Annotated in this window: 11 protein-coding genes; 5 read left to right on the top strand and 6 right to left on the bottom strand. The window is 45.5% G+C overall.

Annotated elements, in window-relative coordinates:
- Nucleotides 1-137 precede the first annotated feature (137 nt).
- The 4 genes from MD588_RS21590 to MD588_RS21570 form a co-directional block, all read right to left on the bottom strand.
- Nucleotides 138-1916, bottom strand: coding sequence for a choline/carnitine O-acyltransferase (locus MD588_RS21590; protein WP_265699799.1), 1779 nt, complete (start codon nt 1914-1916; stop codon nt 138-140).
- 235 nt (nt 1917-2151) lie between these two features.
- A complete protein-coding gene (locus MD588_RS21585) occupies nt 2152-3369 on the bottom strand; it encodes a hypothetical protein (protein ID WP_265699797.1) in 1218 nt (405 codons plus the stop codon).
- 1259 nt (nt 3370-4628) lie between these two features.
- The gene (locus MD588_RS21575) at nt 4629-7964 is read right to left on the bottom strand and encodes an EAL domain-containing protein (RefSeq protein ID WP_265699796.1); all 3336 of its coding nucleotides are present in this window, start codon (nt 7962-7964) and stop codon (nt 4629-4631) included.
- Nucleotides 7961-8998, bottom strand: coding sequence for an ABC transporter substrate-binding protein (locus MD588_RS21570; protein WP_265699795.1), 1038 nt, complete (start codon nt 8996-8998; stop codon nt 7961-7963). Before MD588_RS21570 ends, MD588_RS21575 begins: the two co-directional genes overlap by 4 nt.
- A 428-nt stretch (nt 8999-9426) precedes the next feature.
- Between MD588_RS21570 and MD588_RS21565 the strand changes: the two genes are divergently transcribed.
- From MD588_RS21565 to MD588_RS21550, 4 genes are all read left to right on the top strand, one after another.
- Nucleotides 9427-9720 carry an ArsR/SmtB family transcription factor gene (locus MD588_RS21565; RefSeq protein WP_265699794.1) on the top strand — a complete coding sequence of 98 codons (294 nt, stop codon included), beginning with the start codon at nt 9427-9429 and terminating at the stop codon, nt 9718-9720.
- Between the two features lie 358 nt (nt 9721-10078).
- Nucleotides 10079-11122 (top strand): permease, encoded by a 1044-nt coding sequence (locus tag MD588_RS21560; RefSeq protein WP_265699793.1) that lies wholly within the window; start codon nt 10079-10081, stop codon nt 11120-11122.
- A 230-nt stretch (nt 11123-11352) separates the two neighbouring features.
- A complete protein-coding gene (gene fusA, locus MD588_RS21555) occupies nt 11353-13431 on the top strand; it encodes an elongation factor G (RefSeq protein ID WP_265699791.1) in 2079 nt (692 codons plus the stop codon).
- Entirely contained in the window at nt 13424-13684 is a 261-nt protein-coding gene (locus MD588_RS21550; RefSeq protein WP_265699790.1) for a hypothetical protein, read from the top strand. Before fusA ends, MD588_RS21550 begins: the two co-directional genes overlap by 8 nt.
- Nucleotides 13685-13710: 26 nt before the next feature.
- On the opposite strand, the gene MD588_RS21545 is transcribed toward MD588_RS21550, so the two are convergent.
- Nucleotides 13711-14097: a hypothetical protein gene (locus MD588_RS21545; protein ID WP_265699789.1), complete on the bottom strand. Its 387-nt coding sequence runs from the start codon at nt 14095-14097 to the stop codon at nt 13711-13713.
- A 129-nt stretch (nt 14098-14226) separates the two neighbouring features.
- Nucleotides 14227-15645: an FAD-binding oxidoreductase gene (locus MD588_RS21540; protein WP_265699788.1), complete on the bottom strand. Its 1419-nt coding sequence runs from the start codon at nt 15643-15645 to the stop codon at nt 14227-14229.
- Between the two features lie 547 nt (nt 15646-16192).
- Between MD588_RS21540 and MD588_RS21535 the strand changes: the two genes are divergently transcribed.
- Complete coding sequence (locus tag MD588_RS21535; RefSeq protein WP_265699787.1) at nt 16193-18220, top strand: methyl-accepting chemotaxis protein; 2028 nt, start codon at nt 16193-16195, stop codon at nt 18218-18220.
- The last annotated feature ends 95 nt before the right edge of the window (nt 18221-18315 follow it).

Below are 18315 nucleotides of genomic sequence, written 5' to 3'. Positions count from 1 at the left end.
CGTTGCTCACTTTGACCATTTATGCAGATCTTTATGTGTCAATAGCTAGGCTATGAGGACTGTAGTCTTTTATGCGATGATAGAAGGGAGGTGACCATTCCTACACACATCTCGTATCTTGAGGTGGTTTGGCTATATCAACTTCGCATCAAATCTGCCATTTCAACCAGTGATTGCTCGATATAGATTCGCATCTGCTCGAGTTTATCCTGCATGTCGGTTCGACTTGTCATATTAAAGCAGATGGAATCATTTCGCGTGAAGTACCGGATTCCATAACCGTCATCGACAATCGGACCATAACCCGCCAGCTCAACACCGTATTCTGACGTGGTGCTGGTACAAACCACACTATGAGTCAGGGTCTGGTATCCTTTATCGGTAAATATTTCTGGAAGCGTATCAATACCGTTCTCACGGCCAACCGCTTTATAGCGGTATTTAAGCGCGAGTAAATGGGTATAAACCCCATGACCAAGCCTGCACTCTTTTGCCCTTTCGACATGCTTTCGTGTTGCCTGAATGAGTGAATCGATCTTAGCCTGCTCGCTGCAATCGGGGTCGCGTATATTTTGAATAAACGCCATCGACTCGGGCGAAACTGTATACAAAACGTCGATACGCCCGTCGAGAAACGTTCTGGTCATCACAGCTTCATAGGCACTGTAGCACTTTCCATAAAGCTGATGTTCAGCCAATTGTAACGCCACCTGAACGAACGCATCGGGACTCACGCCAAATTGCTTGATCTGATCTTTACCAAACAGAGTAAAATTCAAGACCCTGGTTTGGGTATTGGCCGTGTGTTGACAAAACGCATCCGCTGCTGCACAAATCGTCTGCGTCAGCGCACCATCTAGGTCAAACTCAATTTCTTCAGCTCTTGAGGCCTGTGATCTATTTATCTCTGCAGAAACAGCCCTCTCACCAAAAGAAACCTTATCAACCGTGTCATAGATATATCCAATCAGGCGCAGCATAACTGAGCCGTCCACCCCTGTATGCTCGAAGTTGACCCCGGTCTTACCATTTTTGAAGACGATAAATTGCAGCGACTTATCGAAAAAGCGATCCTTGCCATCCCCATAAAGTAACTGTTTTGATACCTCGGTTATCTCTTCCGGGCTATTTTCATCCAGGCACAAGGCAAAAGCTGCTTCTTCGATTGCTGTCATCGCTTCTCTATTATTCGCCGATAGTTGCAGCAAAGCAGCCCTGTTTTCTGCCCAGGTATCTCGCGGCATTGTGGTTAGCACGCCTACGTTTTGCCCTTTTCCTGAAATAGAAAGAATGCAACCAAGATCGGACTCAATCTCTGATGGCGATCTGATACATCCTTTTTCATCAAGAATATTAATCTTGTATATACGCATATTATGCATTACCACAATATGCTTTCTAGACGATGAAACTTTGAACTCATCCGTCCCCTGCTGCGCTATTCTTGTAGAAGAAAAAAGGTTGCTGTACTGATTCATGCAAAGCGGCATACCTTTTTGCAGGTCAACCGTGAGCTCTTTTTTATCAATCAAAGAAATAAAATTATAAACGCTGACAATAAGCGCAGCGGCGATATTTGCCTGTGAACAGGCATTTTCATCAAGCTTGCTTTTCAGGTAATAAAACACGTTGCTGTTAATCACCAGAGGAGCACGGGATTCCAGATAAAGAGCTTGCCAGACGGGCGCGGACCAGTTAGCGTGACCGTGCCGGTTAGCCCATTCAATCAGCTCATTTTGTAATACTTCTCCCTCTCCGCCAGGTTGCAGAAACTGCTCTATCACCTTTCCGGTTCTGGTTCGCTCTTCTTCAGTTAATAACGGCTCAGCCCATTCTATGAGTTTACGACATGTTTTATTTAAGTTTGGCACCGGCATTATCGGTAACTCTTTTTGACAACTAAATGTGTTTCCCATTTTTTTATAATTCCTTGGGGTCTGTCAATTTTCAGAATGAGTCTTGCTAGGGTGTGTACCTTAATTATTCTCACCACTGGATGGCAGATACAAAGTAACCCTATTCGGTAACCTGCAGGTAATCCTAAGCCCTATGTATAAAGGCTAAGGCTTACCTGCATTTTCGAATGTAGAGATCAATTAGGTGCTGTTTCGATCGAACGAATTGCCGCTATCACTCTAGCGGCAAACCGATTTAGTTCGCTAATTCAATTTTGCTAAAATCTATTTTGTTTTCTTTCGGCGAACATTCAATGACAGCTACTTTCTTATACTGTTTCGCTAAAATATAACCGAAGCAGCCTAAGATTAGAGTGATAGCCAACGCGCCGACCCACTGTATCTGCAAGAAGTCCAGTTTGAACAACAAGGTTAGTCCACTCATTAACACTATGTTACCAATGATGTATTGAGCCTTACCGAAACGTTGCACCGTTAAATTTAAATTATCGGTATAGAGTCGGATCAGTGAGTCCAATGAATTAACTACAAAAGTGATACCGACCAACACCATAGCTAGGTTGTAAAAGCCAGTGGTGGCTATTTCGTTCACGCTGTAATAATAAAGAACGGTAAACCAGACCGCGATGGGGACTGATGGAAACACCATCATTGCAATCAGCACTTGATAGGTTTTCATACCACCCACAAACCGTGAGGTAAATTGGCCAATCATTATGCTCCAAGAAAACCACCAGAATAAGTAAAATTCATGGTAATCATTCATTGGTAAAACAAAATGATGCAGATTGCCAAAGTAATCACCAATCAAAGCAAAGGTGGTCACAAACTCACTTATCTCTGCTTCCTCTGATAAAAATGCGCCTGCCCACATTAAAGCAATTAAGCCCAAGAAGAGCCAAGTACTGGCTAAACTTAGTATGCGCACATAACGAATACTCGTGCTTGAATAAACTGCAGCGGCAATCACCACAAAGACAATCAAGTAAAAACTACTAACGATCGTTTCTCCGTCACCTAGTTCTGGCAGATACCAAGGTAAATTACTCAGTAACAAGTATGAGGTAAAGGCACAAGTACCGATAATAATGAGATTGTTGATGAACTTAATCAGTGGGATCTCAAAAAACTTCACCCTCGGCTCTAGGACACAAAAATAAAAACAAGTTAAGAAATAAAATGCCCAGATCAGAAATGCCCAAAAGCCAAATTCGATGGCTAAAGGATTACTAAAGCTGTATTCAGGGCTTGAGGCCAGATCTGCGTACCCGGCAAACTCGGTAAGCGGGAACATAATCAATCCCACGTCCAACCCGGAGGTAAGCAAAATGGCGATAAAGGTGAAAGTGCGTACAGGGGTGACGCCAATACATTGCACATTACCCCAACGGTAAATCACGAAAGCAATCGCGAAAAAAGTAAATAAAATACCGATAATAAGCCAAGTGGTCATTATTGAGCCCCCTGCTTAATCTTGAAATAAAACATACTCTGATTCCTTGTATTATGTTTTAAAATAACCAAGTACATTTTTTAAAAGGCAACAAAAAGCCCTCAAGACCTAAATATCGTGTATGCGATATTTAAACCCTGATAAATTGAACTCGGTAATAACAGGCCATTTAACCGAAGTGGCTTAGGCTGGCCTTAAACCTATACCCAAGCTACCTCAAGATGCGAGACTCAGAGCTTCCTCTGGAAACTCAATCCGAATAAAATGTGTGTAGGAATGGCATTCCCTTTCAAACACATTTTGTGAAGAAGTGATTTTCCAGAGGAGCTCCCAAGGGGCGAGTTTCATTGGCTTTTATTCTGTGTTAGCCATTCTCTAAATAGAACCACTATTCACTCAAATGGCTGCCTTGCCTAAAAGCCAATGAATTCTCACTGAACTCTGCATCTTGAGGTAGCTTGGGTATATAAACCTAATGTGTCTTATAAAAAACACATATGGCTGTATTCGTCTTCATGACTTTTCCTTTTTATCCATTTTTTTATGCAAAGGCTGCTTCATGCCACCAAAATAATGATTAATGATACTTGGGGATACGCCAGCCTTTCGGCTGTTCAAGGCCACACTCTCTCCCGATAATCCAGCCCCATCAATAACGTCTATCCTCGCATCAACTAGTTGCGGCCGACGTATTTCTGACATCCCTACCTTTGGCATAACTATCACTCAATTTTTTTAATTGAACGTTCAATTAAAAATAAATCTACACTATCTCAGCGCCAAGTCAAAAAAATGTTTCGTACAGTAATGAATTAAACTAGAGAGTCACACACAGCAAAATCAACAAGGTACTGTTTTATAAGAATTTATGCATTTATCCGTGGATTTTAAATTCATTTAAATGTTTTGTGTCGAAAACAACTGGTGATGACTTTGTTCAGCAATATCGATGGGATATTTGATTTGAAGGTTTCAATGGTAATCGTTCACAAGTCCCCCACTGACATTCTAGTGAGAGCATCATCGCTTTTTCTTTATTGCACAAACGTCGGTAATCCGTTGGAATATAGAATGGGAAGCTGGGGCTGTGCGCCTGAGAAGTGGAGAATAGCTATCTAGTACAACGTCAAGGGTAGTTTGATCAAACCGTAAATTCATTTAAGTTCACAATTACAATCGAAGGCAACCCTCTTTGTTTTTTTACCTTGTCTCCACCTATTCGATGAATTAACGATTGTAGTTGAGTGGTTATGGTTTCATCAGTCATCGCCGTACTCTGTATCTAGTACCGTTTCTGCCATCCGGTGCTGTGTTTGTTGACACAAATGTTCTATTTCGGCTGCCGGCACAGGCTTCGAGAAATAATATCCCTGCCCAAAGTCACACCCTAATTTTTTGAGAAAGCGCCACTGCTCAGCCGTTTCAATTCCCTCAGCCAAAGATGAAAGCCCTAGGCTTTGTGCCATCTTGACAGTTGCAGATACGATGGCCATATCATCTTCATTATTAGGAATACCATCGACAAATGACTTATCGATTTTAAGTTTATGAAAAGGCAAGTGTTTCAGTCGATCCAATGAAGAATAACCTGTACCAAAATCATCTAGCGCGATTTTTATGCCCTTGGCCTTAAAATACTCCAGAGCTTTCTCAGTTCGTTCAGTTTCCTTAACCATAGAAGATTCAGTGACTTCAAATTCCAATAAATCCTTTGATACACCGGTTTTATTGATAATTTTCAGGGCCTCACAACCAATATCACCGTGCCACATCTGCCGAGGCGAAAGATTTATAGCCATTTGCAATGAAATCCCCTTGTCTGCCCACGCTTTTGCCTGGTGACAGGCTTCCTCAATAACCCATTCACCTATAGGCAATATCAAGCCGGTATCCTCCGCTACCGGTAGGAAATCTGCAGGTGGTATCAAATTACCATTTTCTTGCTCCCAGCGAATAAGTGCTTCAACACCTATCATTTTTCCGGTAGCTAAATCAACGACAGGCTGATAATGAAGTAGAAACTCCTGCCGATCGATTGCCTTGTGCAACATTGTTGCCAACGACATTTTTTCTTTCTGGCGTTCCGAAATCTCCCTTGAGAAAAATTGGTAGTTTCCTCGCCCCAGCTCCTTGGCCTGATACATGGCGCTATTTGCATTTTGTATCACCTCTGCGGCTTGTTCTGCATCATCAGGAAATAGACTGATGCCAATACTGGCCGAGATATAAGCCTCCTGCCCCATAACCAAAATGGGTGCTTGCATTTCTTCCAGAATCCTTTGTGCAACAATAACCACTTCCTGACTCAATGTGGTCTCAATCCCCATCGACGCATATCGTGTAAGCAAGACAACGAACTCATCTCCTCCTTGTCGTGCCACTACATCATTGGCCCGTATAACACGCTTCACGCGTGCAGCCACTTCACGAAGTAATTCATCACCAGCTGCGTGACCGAGTGTATCGTTGACCAGTTTAAAATTGTCCAGATTGACAAACAAGACAGCCGCAGCGCCTCCCTGCTGGCGAATCTGCATGATGGCATGATCCAGCAACTGCATAGCCTTTGTCCGGTTTGGCAGCTCTGTCAGAGAATCATGAAAAGCTTGGTGAATAATTTTTTCCTCGGCCTTTTGATGTTTTTGCTGTGTTCGTAATGCCATAACGCCATAGGCAATATCATCAGCAAGTTCCTGCAGCAACGATATCTCTTCCGGCTCAAAGGCGTTTATCTCCGCGCTATATATTGAAAGAACCCCGAACGTCACTTCTTCCAGTACAAGAGGAAACCGGATCACAGCACTATAACCACGTTTGATGGCCTCCTGCCGCCAAAGAAAGCTATCTGACTCACTCCTAATATCCATTTCTAAGCATTGGGTACCAGTTTCGAGCGCCGTAGCCACCGAGCAAGATGCCTGGCCATCAACCTGCCAGCATTGTTTCAGCGCACTGATGTAACCTTGCTCCTCACCGGCCCAGGCAACTGGCTCTATCCCTTTACCCTTATCTTGTTGTATCAAGCCTACCCAGACAAATCGATATCCGGCCTTTTCCACTATGGTCCGACAGACGCCCTCAAACAACTGCTGTTCATCCACAGATTGTGTTAAATGCATATTACTGGCATGGATGGCACTCAGGGCTCGACTCGTTCTACGTAGTTTTTCTTCATGCGCCCTGCGTTCTCTGATATCTGTCGCGACACAAATAATATTCTGAACTTTCCCTTCACCATCACTCATCACCGAACCGGAGAACAGCACAGGTATCCTAGTACCATCCTTGCAAAGATAAGTTTTCTCAACGTTGGCAATGGAGCCCTTTCGAATTAGGCCATCAATACCCATTTCCTGAAAAAAGGATTCTTCATCAAAAACGATCGCGCTCGGCTGACCAATCAGCTCTTTTTCCTCGTAGCCCAAAAGGTCTAAGCTGGCCTGATTCACCGACACAATAACTGCATCAGGGTTTATAACAATGAGAGAACCAGGCATCGTCTTCAGAATATTGTCAACATAATCTCTCGAAACCGTCGTTTTCTGCAGTGTTTCAGTCATCTTATTAAATGATGAAGCTAATTCTCCCAGTTCATCTTTTGTTATCACATCGGCTTGTACTGTCAGATTACCGAGTGAAACTTTCTCCATTGTTTTAGTCAACTTCTCCACCGGTCGGGCGAGCAACCTGCCGACAAAGTAGAGGACAGCAACCAAAACTAACATAACAAGCACAGCAAAAGCGGCGACCTTTCTTGCCAGCAGGTTGACCGGTGCAAGCGCATTAGCAAGAGGAACCTCCAGCAACAGCTTCCAGTCGCTCCCTCTATAACCGAACAACCCATTCTGCAAGGAAGAGACTGATAACATGGCCTCAGAGACTTTGTTTACCTGTTCATAACCAATGTGACCGGGTCGCAAAGTTTTATCGGCGTAAGCTGACGGGCTGGCAATGATCATGCCCTCACTGTTGAAAAGGTGTGCCATGGCCGGAGGAGCAATTTCATCCAACATCTGTGTGACTACGGGCCAGGCAAAGTGACCAATAACCACACCTTTAACATAGCTCTGCCCCCACTTACTTCTGATCGGTGCGGCAAACAACACTGTCGGCCTGCCGCTCTTCACGGGCTGCACTAAGTCCGAATAATACATCTGACCCTTCATGCTATGGTAATAAGCGGTACTGCTTGTCTGGAATTCCTCTATCTGTTTTCCTACGATCTCGTTATCTGTTGACATAAGGATTAACCCCTCACTGTCAATCAACGTTAACTGGTCCCATGGACCGGTAAGGAAGGCACGCTCTTCCCACTCATTGAAGATCCGTTGTGGGATTCCTCCTTCGTTTTTTTTCCGAGTCTCCATCAAATCTTGCAACGCTTCATCCTCAGCAATCATCTGGATATCCCGATAAGCGACATAGAGGGCCCGGTCAATGCTAATCATTTGATGCTGGGCAATTTCCAGATAATTTTGGGCAATACTTTTTTTAAGCACCGTTCTGGCGGAATGAAACGTAACAAAAACCAGCACTGGCACAGCAATCAGCGACAAAATTACAATCGATAATGTAATTTTGGATGCAAATTTCATAGTGCTTCCTGCTGTAAGGAATGCGTGAGAGCCCGGATGAAGGTTGCGTCAATAAATTCCATGCTATCCAGCTGCTCATTTGTCACGCCCTGCGCTATAAGAAATTTGTTTATCTGCCGGGCTGTCCCGTGCAACGATTCAAAACCAGCGCCGTAAGAGAAGGAAGTAAGGTTTTCCCGGGTATCCAGTATTCGAGCTAAGCGTGCAAACGCCTTTGCCTCGGCTGGGGTAACATTGTAAATCTCAGCAATGATGCCAAATGCCTCGTCTGGACTGTCCTTGATATATTGCGTCGTTTTGTGCCACACGTTGATATAGGCTTGGACATCAGCAGGCCTTTCTTTAATAAAACTACGACGGAACGTATGACCACCGGGAGATATGCCTGGAATAGCAGAAGTATCAAACAGCTTCCGACCATTCCTTTTTTCTATCGCCTCAGATGCAACAGGCTCCCAAGTGACAATCGCATCCAATTTCCCTTTCTCGAATTCTTCTGCAGCCATCTCACCGGCGAGCTTGATTTTACTAACATCACTGGGCATTAACCCATACCGTCGTAGTACAACATCCAGGATGTATTCCAAATAGGTCCCAGTATCAACTCCGATACTTTTTCCTTTCAGGTCCGCAAGTGTTGCAATGGCAGGCCCCACGACAATAGCTTCGGAGCCTGTAGAGTTATCACTATTCATGACCATCACAAGATCCGCCCCCCCTGCATTAAAACGCATTAGATCAAACAGGGTGAAGTTGCTGACATCTATTTTTCCATCAACGGTATCCTGCAAGGACTTCCAATAGTCAGGATTAGAATCGATAAGCTCAATGTTAAGCCCTGCCTCTTTAAACCAGCCTTTTTTATCAGCGATTTCTACCCAGTACGTTCCCGGCCAGTAATAACGGGCAACCGTTAGCGGAACGCCGATTGCCTTCGTGCCTTCTTCCACCTTAGAGTCGGATGGCCACCAAGCAAAACTGGCAATAATTAAAACCAACAAAACACCGATAGTGGCAACAAGCTTTTTTAACATCGCTAATCCCCTCTCTTATTTACTCCCTGAAAGTAGGCATAGTTCAGTGCAACATAACAAAAAGGCATAGCTATAAGCCTTCAAAGAACGATGCCTACGTTAAAAGCGATAGTTGATAAAGCAGAACCAACTGTGCACCACATGTGAATCAACGCTCATTTAAAACTGTAGCATAACATCTTATGTTGGAGGCAAAATAAGGCTGCACCTGTATGATTTAACGGGAGTATTTATGGTCATCAGTCGTAACGGTATATACACAGGTAAAAATGAGGCCTTTAAGCGCTTTTATTTCGTCGTATCAGAGAAAATTCGCATTTGTGATGAAAAATCCATTATTCCAGAATCATCGAGATGTCAGAATAATCATTGATGTGGCTAACATATTTCCAGTAATATCGAAGTGTGATTTAAAACAAGGCAGAGCTATGGACATTGAGATTATTGCTAAAGCATTGAAAGAACTAGGACATCCTACTCGATTGATGATTTATAAAAGCGTCGTTCGTGCTGGCTATCAGGGCATTGCCGTAGGCGGCTTACAAGAAAAGCTGGGGATCCCGGGTTCTACACTCTCACACCATATTTCAAGCTTGGTTTCAGCAGGCCTTATTTCCCAGCGCCGCGAAGGCCGCACATTATTCTGTGTTGCAGAATTTGAAAAATTACAATCGGTGATAGGCTTCCTACAAGATGAGTGCTGTATTGATGAAGAATGTTAAATCAGACACTCTTTTATACATAGTCAAATTACCTCATAACTTCGTAAACTGAAAGTGACACCCAATACGTAACCTTTAAATCTATCACTCGCCCTAATCAAAACATCAAAAGTAGGCTTCATTAAGTTAAAGTATGGCGCTTCGCGCCCCCTAAACCTCACGCCAGCGGCTTAACTCGATTGCTCCCACCCTAAAACCCCCATCCAAGATCAAATCTTTATTACTCAATTAATCAAATAGTTAGTTTAACCCCCTTTAAATATTTCGATTATTCTAGAAATAACGTATTGACAGAAATTAACCACAATCATATATTTCCAAACATGTCGAAATATAAGGCTTCAACGAGGCATCTACTATGAGTCCTGAAATTGTAAATATGATAAAAGAAGCTGCAGATATGTTTGTTTTCTTAGCTGCAGAACTAACCATTCTCTTTCTTGTCGTTAGCTATCTTGTGGGTATTCTTCAGGAGTTCCTGACCCCTGAGAAGATCCAGTCGATCCTGAGCTCACGTAAAGGCAAGGGGTACTTTATTGCTGCACTACTAGGTGCCATTACACCATTTTGCTCCTGCTCTACGATCCCTTTCTTGAAGGGCTTGCTTCGAGCTCGCGCCGGTTTTGGTCCGATGATGGTATTCCTGTTTGGTAGTCCCCTGCTTAACCCGGTTATTATTGGCCTGTTTGTAGTGACCTTCGGCGTAAAAGTCGCCGTGTTCTACTTCCTTGTTGCGATGGTAGTTTCGGTAACAGCTGGCTTCGTATTAGAAAAACTGGGTTTCGAGAGATATGTACGTAAAGAAGCCTATGAGACAGCTGAAACAGGATCTAGCTGTGGTAGTTCTTGTGGTGACACTAAACCCGCACCGGTAGCCGCCGCATCATGCTGCACTTCAAAACCAGTGCCTGCAGCGACATCATGCTGTGACTCAAAGGCATCTGTTGATGTTAATGCCAATGGCGAAGCCGTTCTAACCGTCAAAGAAGAGAGCCGTTGGATGCGCGTTTGGCGTGCTACCTGGAAGGATTTCAAACAAGTTTTTCCTTACTTGCTTGCTGGTATCTTGCTTGGCTCATTCATCTACGGCTTTATCCCAACAGATATGATTGCGAAATATGCTGGAGCCGGTAACTGGTATGCAATCCCTGTTGCGGCTGTTATTGGTATTCCTCTCTACATTCGTGCAGAGGCAGTGATCCCACTAAGTGCAGCACTGGTACAGAAAGGAATGGCACTTGGCTCGGTAATGGCACTGATCATCGGTAGCGCGGGTGCAAGTCTAACCGAAGTGATCCTTCTGAAATCTATCTTCAAGAACCAGATGATTGCTGCCTTCCTTACCGTTATCCTTGGTATGGCGATAGGTGCCGGTTACCTATATACCTATCTATTTGGCTAACAAAATACACTCACTCTATACGCTGCTATAGGGTGAGTGCCCTTCCCCTCTAAGGTTGTGCCCCCTGTCATCAACTTTCACCTCTTCCTCTATATTAACTTAGTCAGCTCCCCTCACACTCCCTTCGGACGAAGTTGTTCACGAACTGCACTATCCTTTGTACAGGACCGGCCTGAGAGCAACGTCTCTACGCTCGGTTGCATTGAGCGGATTCGGAGGGGGGGACGTCGATGGTGAAAAAAGCTCCAGGACTTGAGGTCTTGCGCAATATTGGGATCATAGCCCATATCGATGCCGGTAAGACCACAACCACAGAGCGGGTACTTTACTACACGGGAAGAACCCATCGGCTCGGCTCGGTGGACGACGGCACGACAGTAACCGACTGGATGGTCCAAGAGAAAGAGCGAGGCATCACGATCGTATCTGCTGTCATCACTGCCAGCTGGCGAGAACATCAGATCAACCTGATCGACACCCCTGGCCACATCGATTTCACTGCCGAGGTACAACGGGCACTGAGGGTGCTTGATGGCGGGATTGTCGTCTTTGATGCGGTCCATGGCGTGGAGCCGCAGAGTGAAACCGTGTGGCGCCAAGCCGATCGCTACCATGTACCACGCATCTGTTTTATCAACAAAATGGACCGAATGGGAGCAGATTTTGATTTCGCCGTAGAAACGATCGAACAGCGACTGGGAGCCCGGAGCGTTGTCCTGCAACTGCCTATCGGGGCGGAGGCGGAATTCGAGGGAGTGATCGACCTGTTACGGATGCAGGCAATACGCTGGCCAGATCAATTGGGGGCTAGCCCCGACGTAGGGGAAGTTCCGCCATCCCTGAGAGAACGGGCTGAGCAAGCGCGTGCCCAGCTGCTGGAACGGGTAGTAGATACCGATGACACCTTGCTTGAGCGCTACCTCGACGGTGAGGTTCTGGATTTAGAAGCACTGACGACTGCCCTGCGCAAGGCTACCATTAACAATCAACTTTTTCCGGTCCTGTGCGGCGCCGCATTACGTAACAAAGGGATCCAGCCGTTACTCGATGCCGTCGTGGACTACCTCCCATCACCATTGGATATCGGGCCTGTCACCGGGCCTGATCCCCGAACTCAGGCGCCAGCAGAACGAACACCAAACCCAGAGGCGCCACTCGCCGCACTGGTATTCAAGGTAGTTTCTGATCCCTACGCCGGCCACCTGGCCTACGTACGGGTATACTCGGGAAAAATGAAAACGGGGGACCGGGTGTACAACGCCACACAAGTCAAGAACGAGCGCCTCGGCCGTCTAGTCCGTATGTATGCCGACCACCGCGAAGCGATGGATCAGGTCTCGGCCGGTGATATCGATGCCGTGCTAGGTATGAAAACCGCCCATACAGGCGATACCCTCTGTGACGAAAATGATCCCATCTTGCTGGAAACAATCCAGTTTCCCGAGCCAGTGATTAATATCGCCTTAGAACCCAGAACCCCTGAGGACGAAAAACAGATCAGTCTGGCTCTACACCATTTGGCAGAAGAGGATCCTACTTTCAAGACGTACACTGATGAGGATACCGGTCAGACGATCTTAGCAGGCATGGGGGAACTGCATCTCCAGGTTATCGTCGATCGTCTCCAGCGGGAGCAGCATATTCAGGTCAAGACCGGCAACCCCCGAGTCAATTATATGGAAACCATCAGTCAATCGGTCTTTAAACTCGAGGCACGCCATGTCAAACAGACCGGTGGTCACGGTCAATACGGTCATGTGGTGCTGGATATAGAGCCGGGAAAATCGGGCAGCGGTATCACCGTTGAAAGCCAGATAAGAGACGGGGCTATTCCTAGTGAATTTATTCCCGCGATCATAAAAGGTGTCGAAGAAGCAGCCCGCTGCGGTGTGCTGGGTGGGTATACCATCACAGATGTCAGCGTAACCCTCCAGAACGGTTCCTTTCATGAGGTCGATTCTAGCGAGCAGGCCTTCTTGGCTGCAGGAGCCAAGGCTTTTATCGCCGCCGTATCTCAGGCTGAACCTATTCTGCTGGAGCCGATATGTCAGCTGGAGGTGACCACACCAGTGGAATTCACCGGCGACGTATTGGGTCAGTTGAGCGCCAGACGCGGTGAAATAGAGGGGATGACACCCCGTGCGGGCGGTATCGAAGTGATCCGGGGACAAGTGCCGTTGCGGGAGATGTTCGGATATGCGACCCAGCTGCGTTCAGCCACCCAAGGACGAGCCCTCTTCTCCATGGAGTTCGACCACTATGCTCCCCTCCCGCAGGAGCTGCAACAAGAAGTGCTTAAACATGGCTAACATTGTTGTTAAGGTCGAATGTTATGCAGGTTATCGTGGTGAAGAGTCACCACAGCGTTTTTATCTGCGTGAGAAACCGATTGATGTCAGTGAAATTCTTGATCGCTGGTTGTCACCTGATCATCGCTATTTCAAAGTTCGTGGTTCAGATGACGGTATTTATATCCTGCGACATGATACCGATTCTAGAGAGTGGGAATTAACCATGTTCGATAGTGGCCAGAGAGATGAGACTCGCTTATCGTCTACGTAAAGCGGGTTATTCATCATAATTCCGTGCTATCGCGTATCCCCGCGGTGCCGGGCAAGCAGCCGGAGTTTGCGGATCTTTCTTTGAGCATGCGTATACGAGATATGAAGAACATCCGCCAGCATTCGGGTAATTGTAGCCGGTTTCATTCCGGCATTTGACATAGATTCAAACAGTGCCTCAGTGATCTTGTTGCGCCAGGCCTCCCGAGAAAGTAAATGGTGCCGGAGAAGCAGGGCGGAAAACTGTTTATGACTAATCGGCTTGCCGTTCCGGAACAGCTGATGCTTTTTAATGATCCGCTTGAGCTCAGTGGTCGATAGGGCCGGATGGGTAAACGTAGTGGCATAATCGGCATAAGAGGCCAGAAATCGCTGGTCAAAATCCGCTTGCTCTGCGGTGGTTGGTAGTCCCATAGCACATGCAACCCTTCTTCTCTCGTATTAACTATTAGTTTAGTCACAGAAAGAGCGACAAGCTGATTTCGAGATAGTAATAGCGCTGGCTTACTGAAGAAACTACCATCTTCACTTTATTTACCCCCGCTACTTTGCCGCCTTTATATTGCGGTTAATGCGAAAGACATTATCAGGGTCCCATTTGGCCTTGATCTCAGAAAGGCGTTTTAGCCCTTTGCCTAAAGCTGCTTCTATCCGTTCAGGGCCTTCATCTTCAACCAAAAAATTAATATAGGTCCCCCCTGTAGAGAAAGACTTCATGTCCCCCCAGGCACATCGTGCCCAATCAATGTTCACCTGATCCTCGTCTTCATTCTCCCAAGAACCCGCTAGGTTAAGCACATAGCGTGCATCGCGATTACCTACCGGAGAATGCTCATCTTTAAGTCCGTTGAGAGCTCCCGCTATGTGGAACAAGATAACAGCCGAATGAGGCGATGGAATGTTGCTGGCATGCTTCATAACTTTCTGACATAAACCATCTTCCACTGCAGGTAGGTATTCACTCTTCCAATAGTAGCGGCGCCCCTTCGGCTGAGTAGCATCGAGCAGAGACTGTAGCTGCGTATAAGGCCTACGGGTCATAACATCGCCAATAGGATTGCCTAGTGATTTGATAGGAGCAACAATCTCCACCCCCAGTTCAGGGTCCCCACTATAGCAGGCAATCATGATCACAACAGGCTTGCCATGATGCTCCTTAGACAGCCAAGGAGCAGGCGGAGCCGGGCGCATTAATATTGCCAGAGTCAGTTCCGGTGGCGCATTTTCCGTGAGCTCACGATATAACTTCAGCACCCTGGGAGCCTCGCTGGCAGGCCATGCCACAGGCCCTCCGACAATCTCAGATCCCATAGGGTAAAGTCTATAATCGAAACGAGTCACGATACCGAAATTTCCGCCCCCTCCCCTTAGCCCCCAAAACAGATCGGCGTTCTCCTTTTCACTGGCATGGACCAATTTTCCCTCGGCAGTCACAACGTCCATTCCCACCACGTTATCCGATGCCCATCCCCAACGTCTTGTCAGATAACCAAAACCACCACCCAAGGTCAGGCCCGCAATACCGGTACGCGAGACAAAACCCAGTACAGCTGCTAAATTATGCACTTGTGTTTCACTATCCACATCACCAAGTAAACAGCCTGCCTGGGCATGAGCAACCTTTTCCTGTGGGTCTACCCACACACCACGCATCAATGACATATCAAGCATCATGGCTCCGTCGGCAGTAGCCAAACCGGCGATATTATGCCCTCCACCTTTAATACAAAGCAGCAAATCATGTTTGCGTGCGAACTGTACACACGTAATCACATCACTCACACCGATACACCGAACTAAGAACGCAGGCTTGTGGTTTATCATCCCATTCCATACTGTGCGGGATTCTTCGTATTCAGCATCACTAGCAAAAATAGCTGACCCACTTAGCTGCAATTTCAGCCCATCCAGCACTTCTGATGGTAAGTCAACCTCAGGGCCTCTCAGTGTTTTAACTTTCAATGTGATTCTCCTCGGTCATCAAGCTCTAGGAGAGCAAATCTGATACATCAATCTAAGAAATAGCAGTTGACTGAATTTCGTGCCACAAGCCATACCAATAAGATTGTTCATAAGCAGAGAATCAACTATTTCGGCGTGTTCTGTGATGGAAGGAGTTCGCTAGATATGAATACGTGAATGCTCATATCGAATCGGCATCGTTGATAGTGATACTTTGCCCCATTCCCCGCTATATAGTGCAACAACAGAGCTTAAGATCAAGATCACAAAAATCACATTAACCATAACTTTTTTGCGGTTAATAGTTTCTCACTATCTTATTGACATTCATGACGTTTATGGAATGCCTAACATGTGACAGGGCAACAATGTATCAAAATGTAATGTATTGCAGCAAAATATTATCACAAAGACATATATAATATGACCTCTTCAAGATTCCGCACGAGAATCAGAACAAAGTACATAAAATAACGTTGTAGATTAGAGGGTTAGAAAAATCAAACTTACAATTAAAACTAAGCTAACGGCACTGGTATGCATACCAATGCTTATTATGAGTGGCTTTTTCATTACAAGTCTTATCAATACAGAAAACTCAGTAATTGAAACAGAAAAAGACAATGTTAATCAAAAGGTTACATACTTATTAAACGACAACTTAAACGGACAGGTTGATACTGTTACTCGCTCGATATCCTATTATTATGAGAATACGAAGCAGGAAAACATTAAGGCTGAGCTGGCGGCTGATATCGCTACGTTTCGAGACACAATAGAGCGCATCTATAACAACAATGATTCTACTGTCGATGCGGAAATGAATGTATACGCATTTATCAACGAGTACCGCTGGGACAATGGCCGTTATATCTTCGCATATGATGCCGATACGGTGATAAACAAGGCCAATGGTGCCAACGCTAGTATTATTGGCACGAGTGCTTATGACAAGAAAGACACCAATGGCAAATACTACGCTCGGAATATTGTCAATGCCGCCAAGAGCAATACTATCGGGTTTACCAATTACCACTTTTTAAACCCGGTAACTCAAAAAGTCGAAGAAAAATTAACAGCATCAGTTTACTTCAAACCTTTGAACTTAGTCATTGCGACGGGGGAATACACCAGCGCACTTAAGAAAGATGAAATTGAAGCGGCTCTTAAAACAATCAGTTCATCTAAATACGGTCAAAATGGCTACTTTTGGGTCCAGGACAGTAACGGAAAAATTTTGGCTCACCCAAAAGCAGAAATTATCGGCACAGTCATTCCTTCAACAACATCCAAAATTGCCAACAGCATAAAAGGGAAGTCCGAAGCTTATGTCAAAATAGCCTACGAAAATCCTACGACCAAGAAAACGGAAAACAAACTGGTCTATGCCCGAAATATTTTCCCTGAATGGGGCTGGACTATTGCTACCGGTACCTATGAGAGCGATGTCACGAGCATTCAGGAAGGCTTAACCAACGCGACAGAAGAGATCTTTACCGAGAAAGTATATACGAGCATGACTATTGTTGCGGTATTACTGGTTATCTCTTTGCTGGTGGCCGTATGGGCACTTAGCGCAATTATCAAAGGCTTAGTCGTTCTTAAAGAGCGCATTGATACCTTATCGACAGGAGAAGCAGACTTAACCTCTCGGATTGACATTGCCTCGAATGATGAGCTGGGCGATATCGGTCAGTCGGTGAATAACTTTATCATATACCTGCAATCCATGATTCTGGAGATTTCACAAGCTTCCGATCATATCACTGACGGTATCAAGCAGCTTAATGAGCAATCAGAGCAAAATAACCAAGCATTGATCAAGCACGCCTCTGAAACGGAGCAAGTTGTAGCAGCGATTACTGAAATGAGCGCTACAGCGGATACGGTTGCACAGAGCGCCACCGACACTGCTGCGAATACCCAGAAAGCCAACGACGAAGCGTTAATGGCTAAAGATGAGATGCTTCAGGCATCTGGAAGTATGACGGTTCTGGTAGATGAAGTAGATACCGCTTCATCAAGTATTAATACAATGAACGAAAATACTCAGCAGATTGTCAGTGTGCTTGGTGTAATTGGTGAAATTGCAGATCAGACCAATCTGTTAGCCTTGAACGCAGCCATTGAAGCAGCACGAGCGGGAGAGCAAGGCCGAGGCTTTGCCGTGGTTGCCGATGAAGTAAGATCGCTTGCAGCACGTACCCAGACCAGCACAGCTGAAATCAATGAGATCTTAGCTAAATTGCGTCAAGATGCCTCCGGTGCGGTTACTGCAATGGAAGTGACAAAATCAAGTTGCGAACGTACAGCAGAAAACGCAGGGCGTGTATCAAACAGCCTGGATGCAGTGACTGATTCCATTGTCGAAATCAATGATCTCAGCACTCAAATAGCAACCGCTTCTGAGGAGCAAAGTTCGGTAACCGAAGAAGTTAGCCGTAATATGAATAACATCCGCGAGATGGTGTCCGAGTTGACCCAGAACGGACAAGCGACAGTAGACAGTACTCAAAGCCTGTCGGCTGCCAACGCACAACTGAACTCACTGGTCAGTAAGTTTAAACTGCAGTAATAAGCAATGTCTGCCCTTTTGTTTGAAACAATGTAACAACAGGTCTTTCAAGCATAGCAATAAACAAATAAAGGCTTCTATTGGGAGCCTTTATT

Source organism: Photobacterium obscurum, assembly GCF_026191635.1.
Taxonomy (GTDB): domain Bacteria; phylum Pseudomonadota; class Gammaproteobacteria; order Enterobacterales; family Vibrionaceae; genus Photobacterium; species Photobacterium obscurum.
The sequence above is the reverse complement of the archived record's forward strand: the minus strand, read 5'-3'. Positions and strand labels throughout refer to the sequence as shown.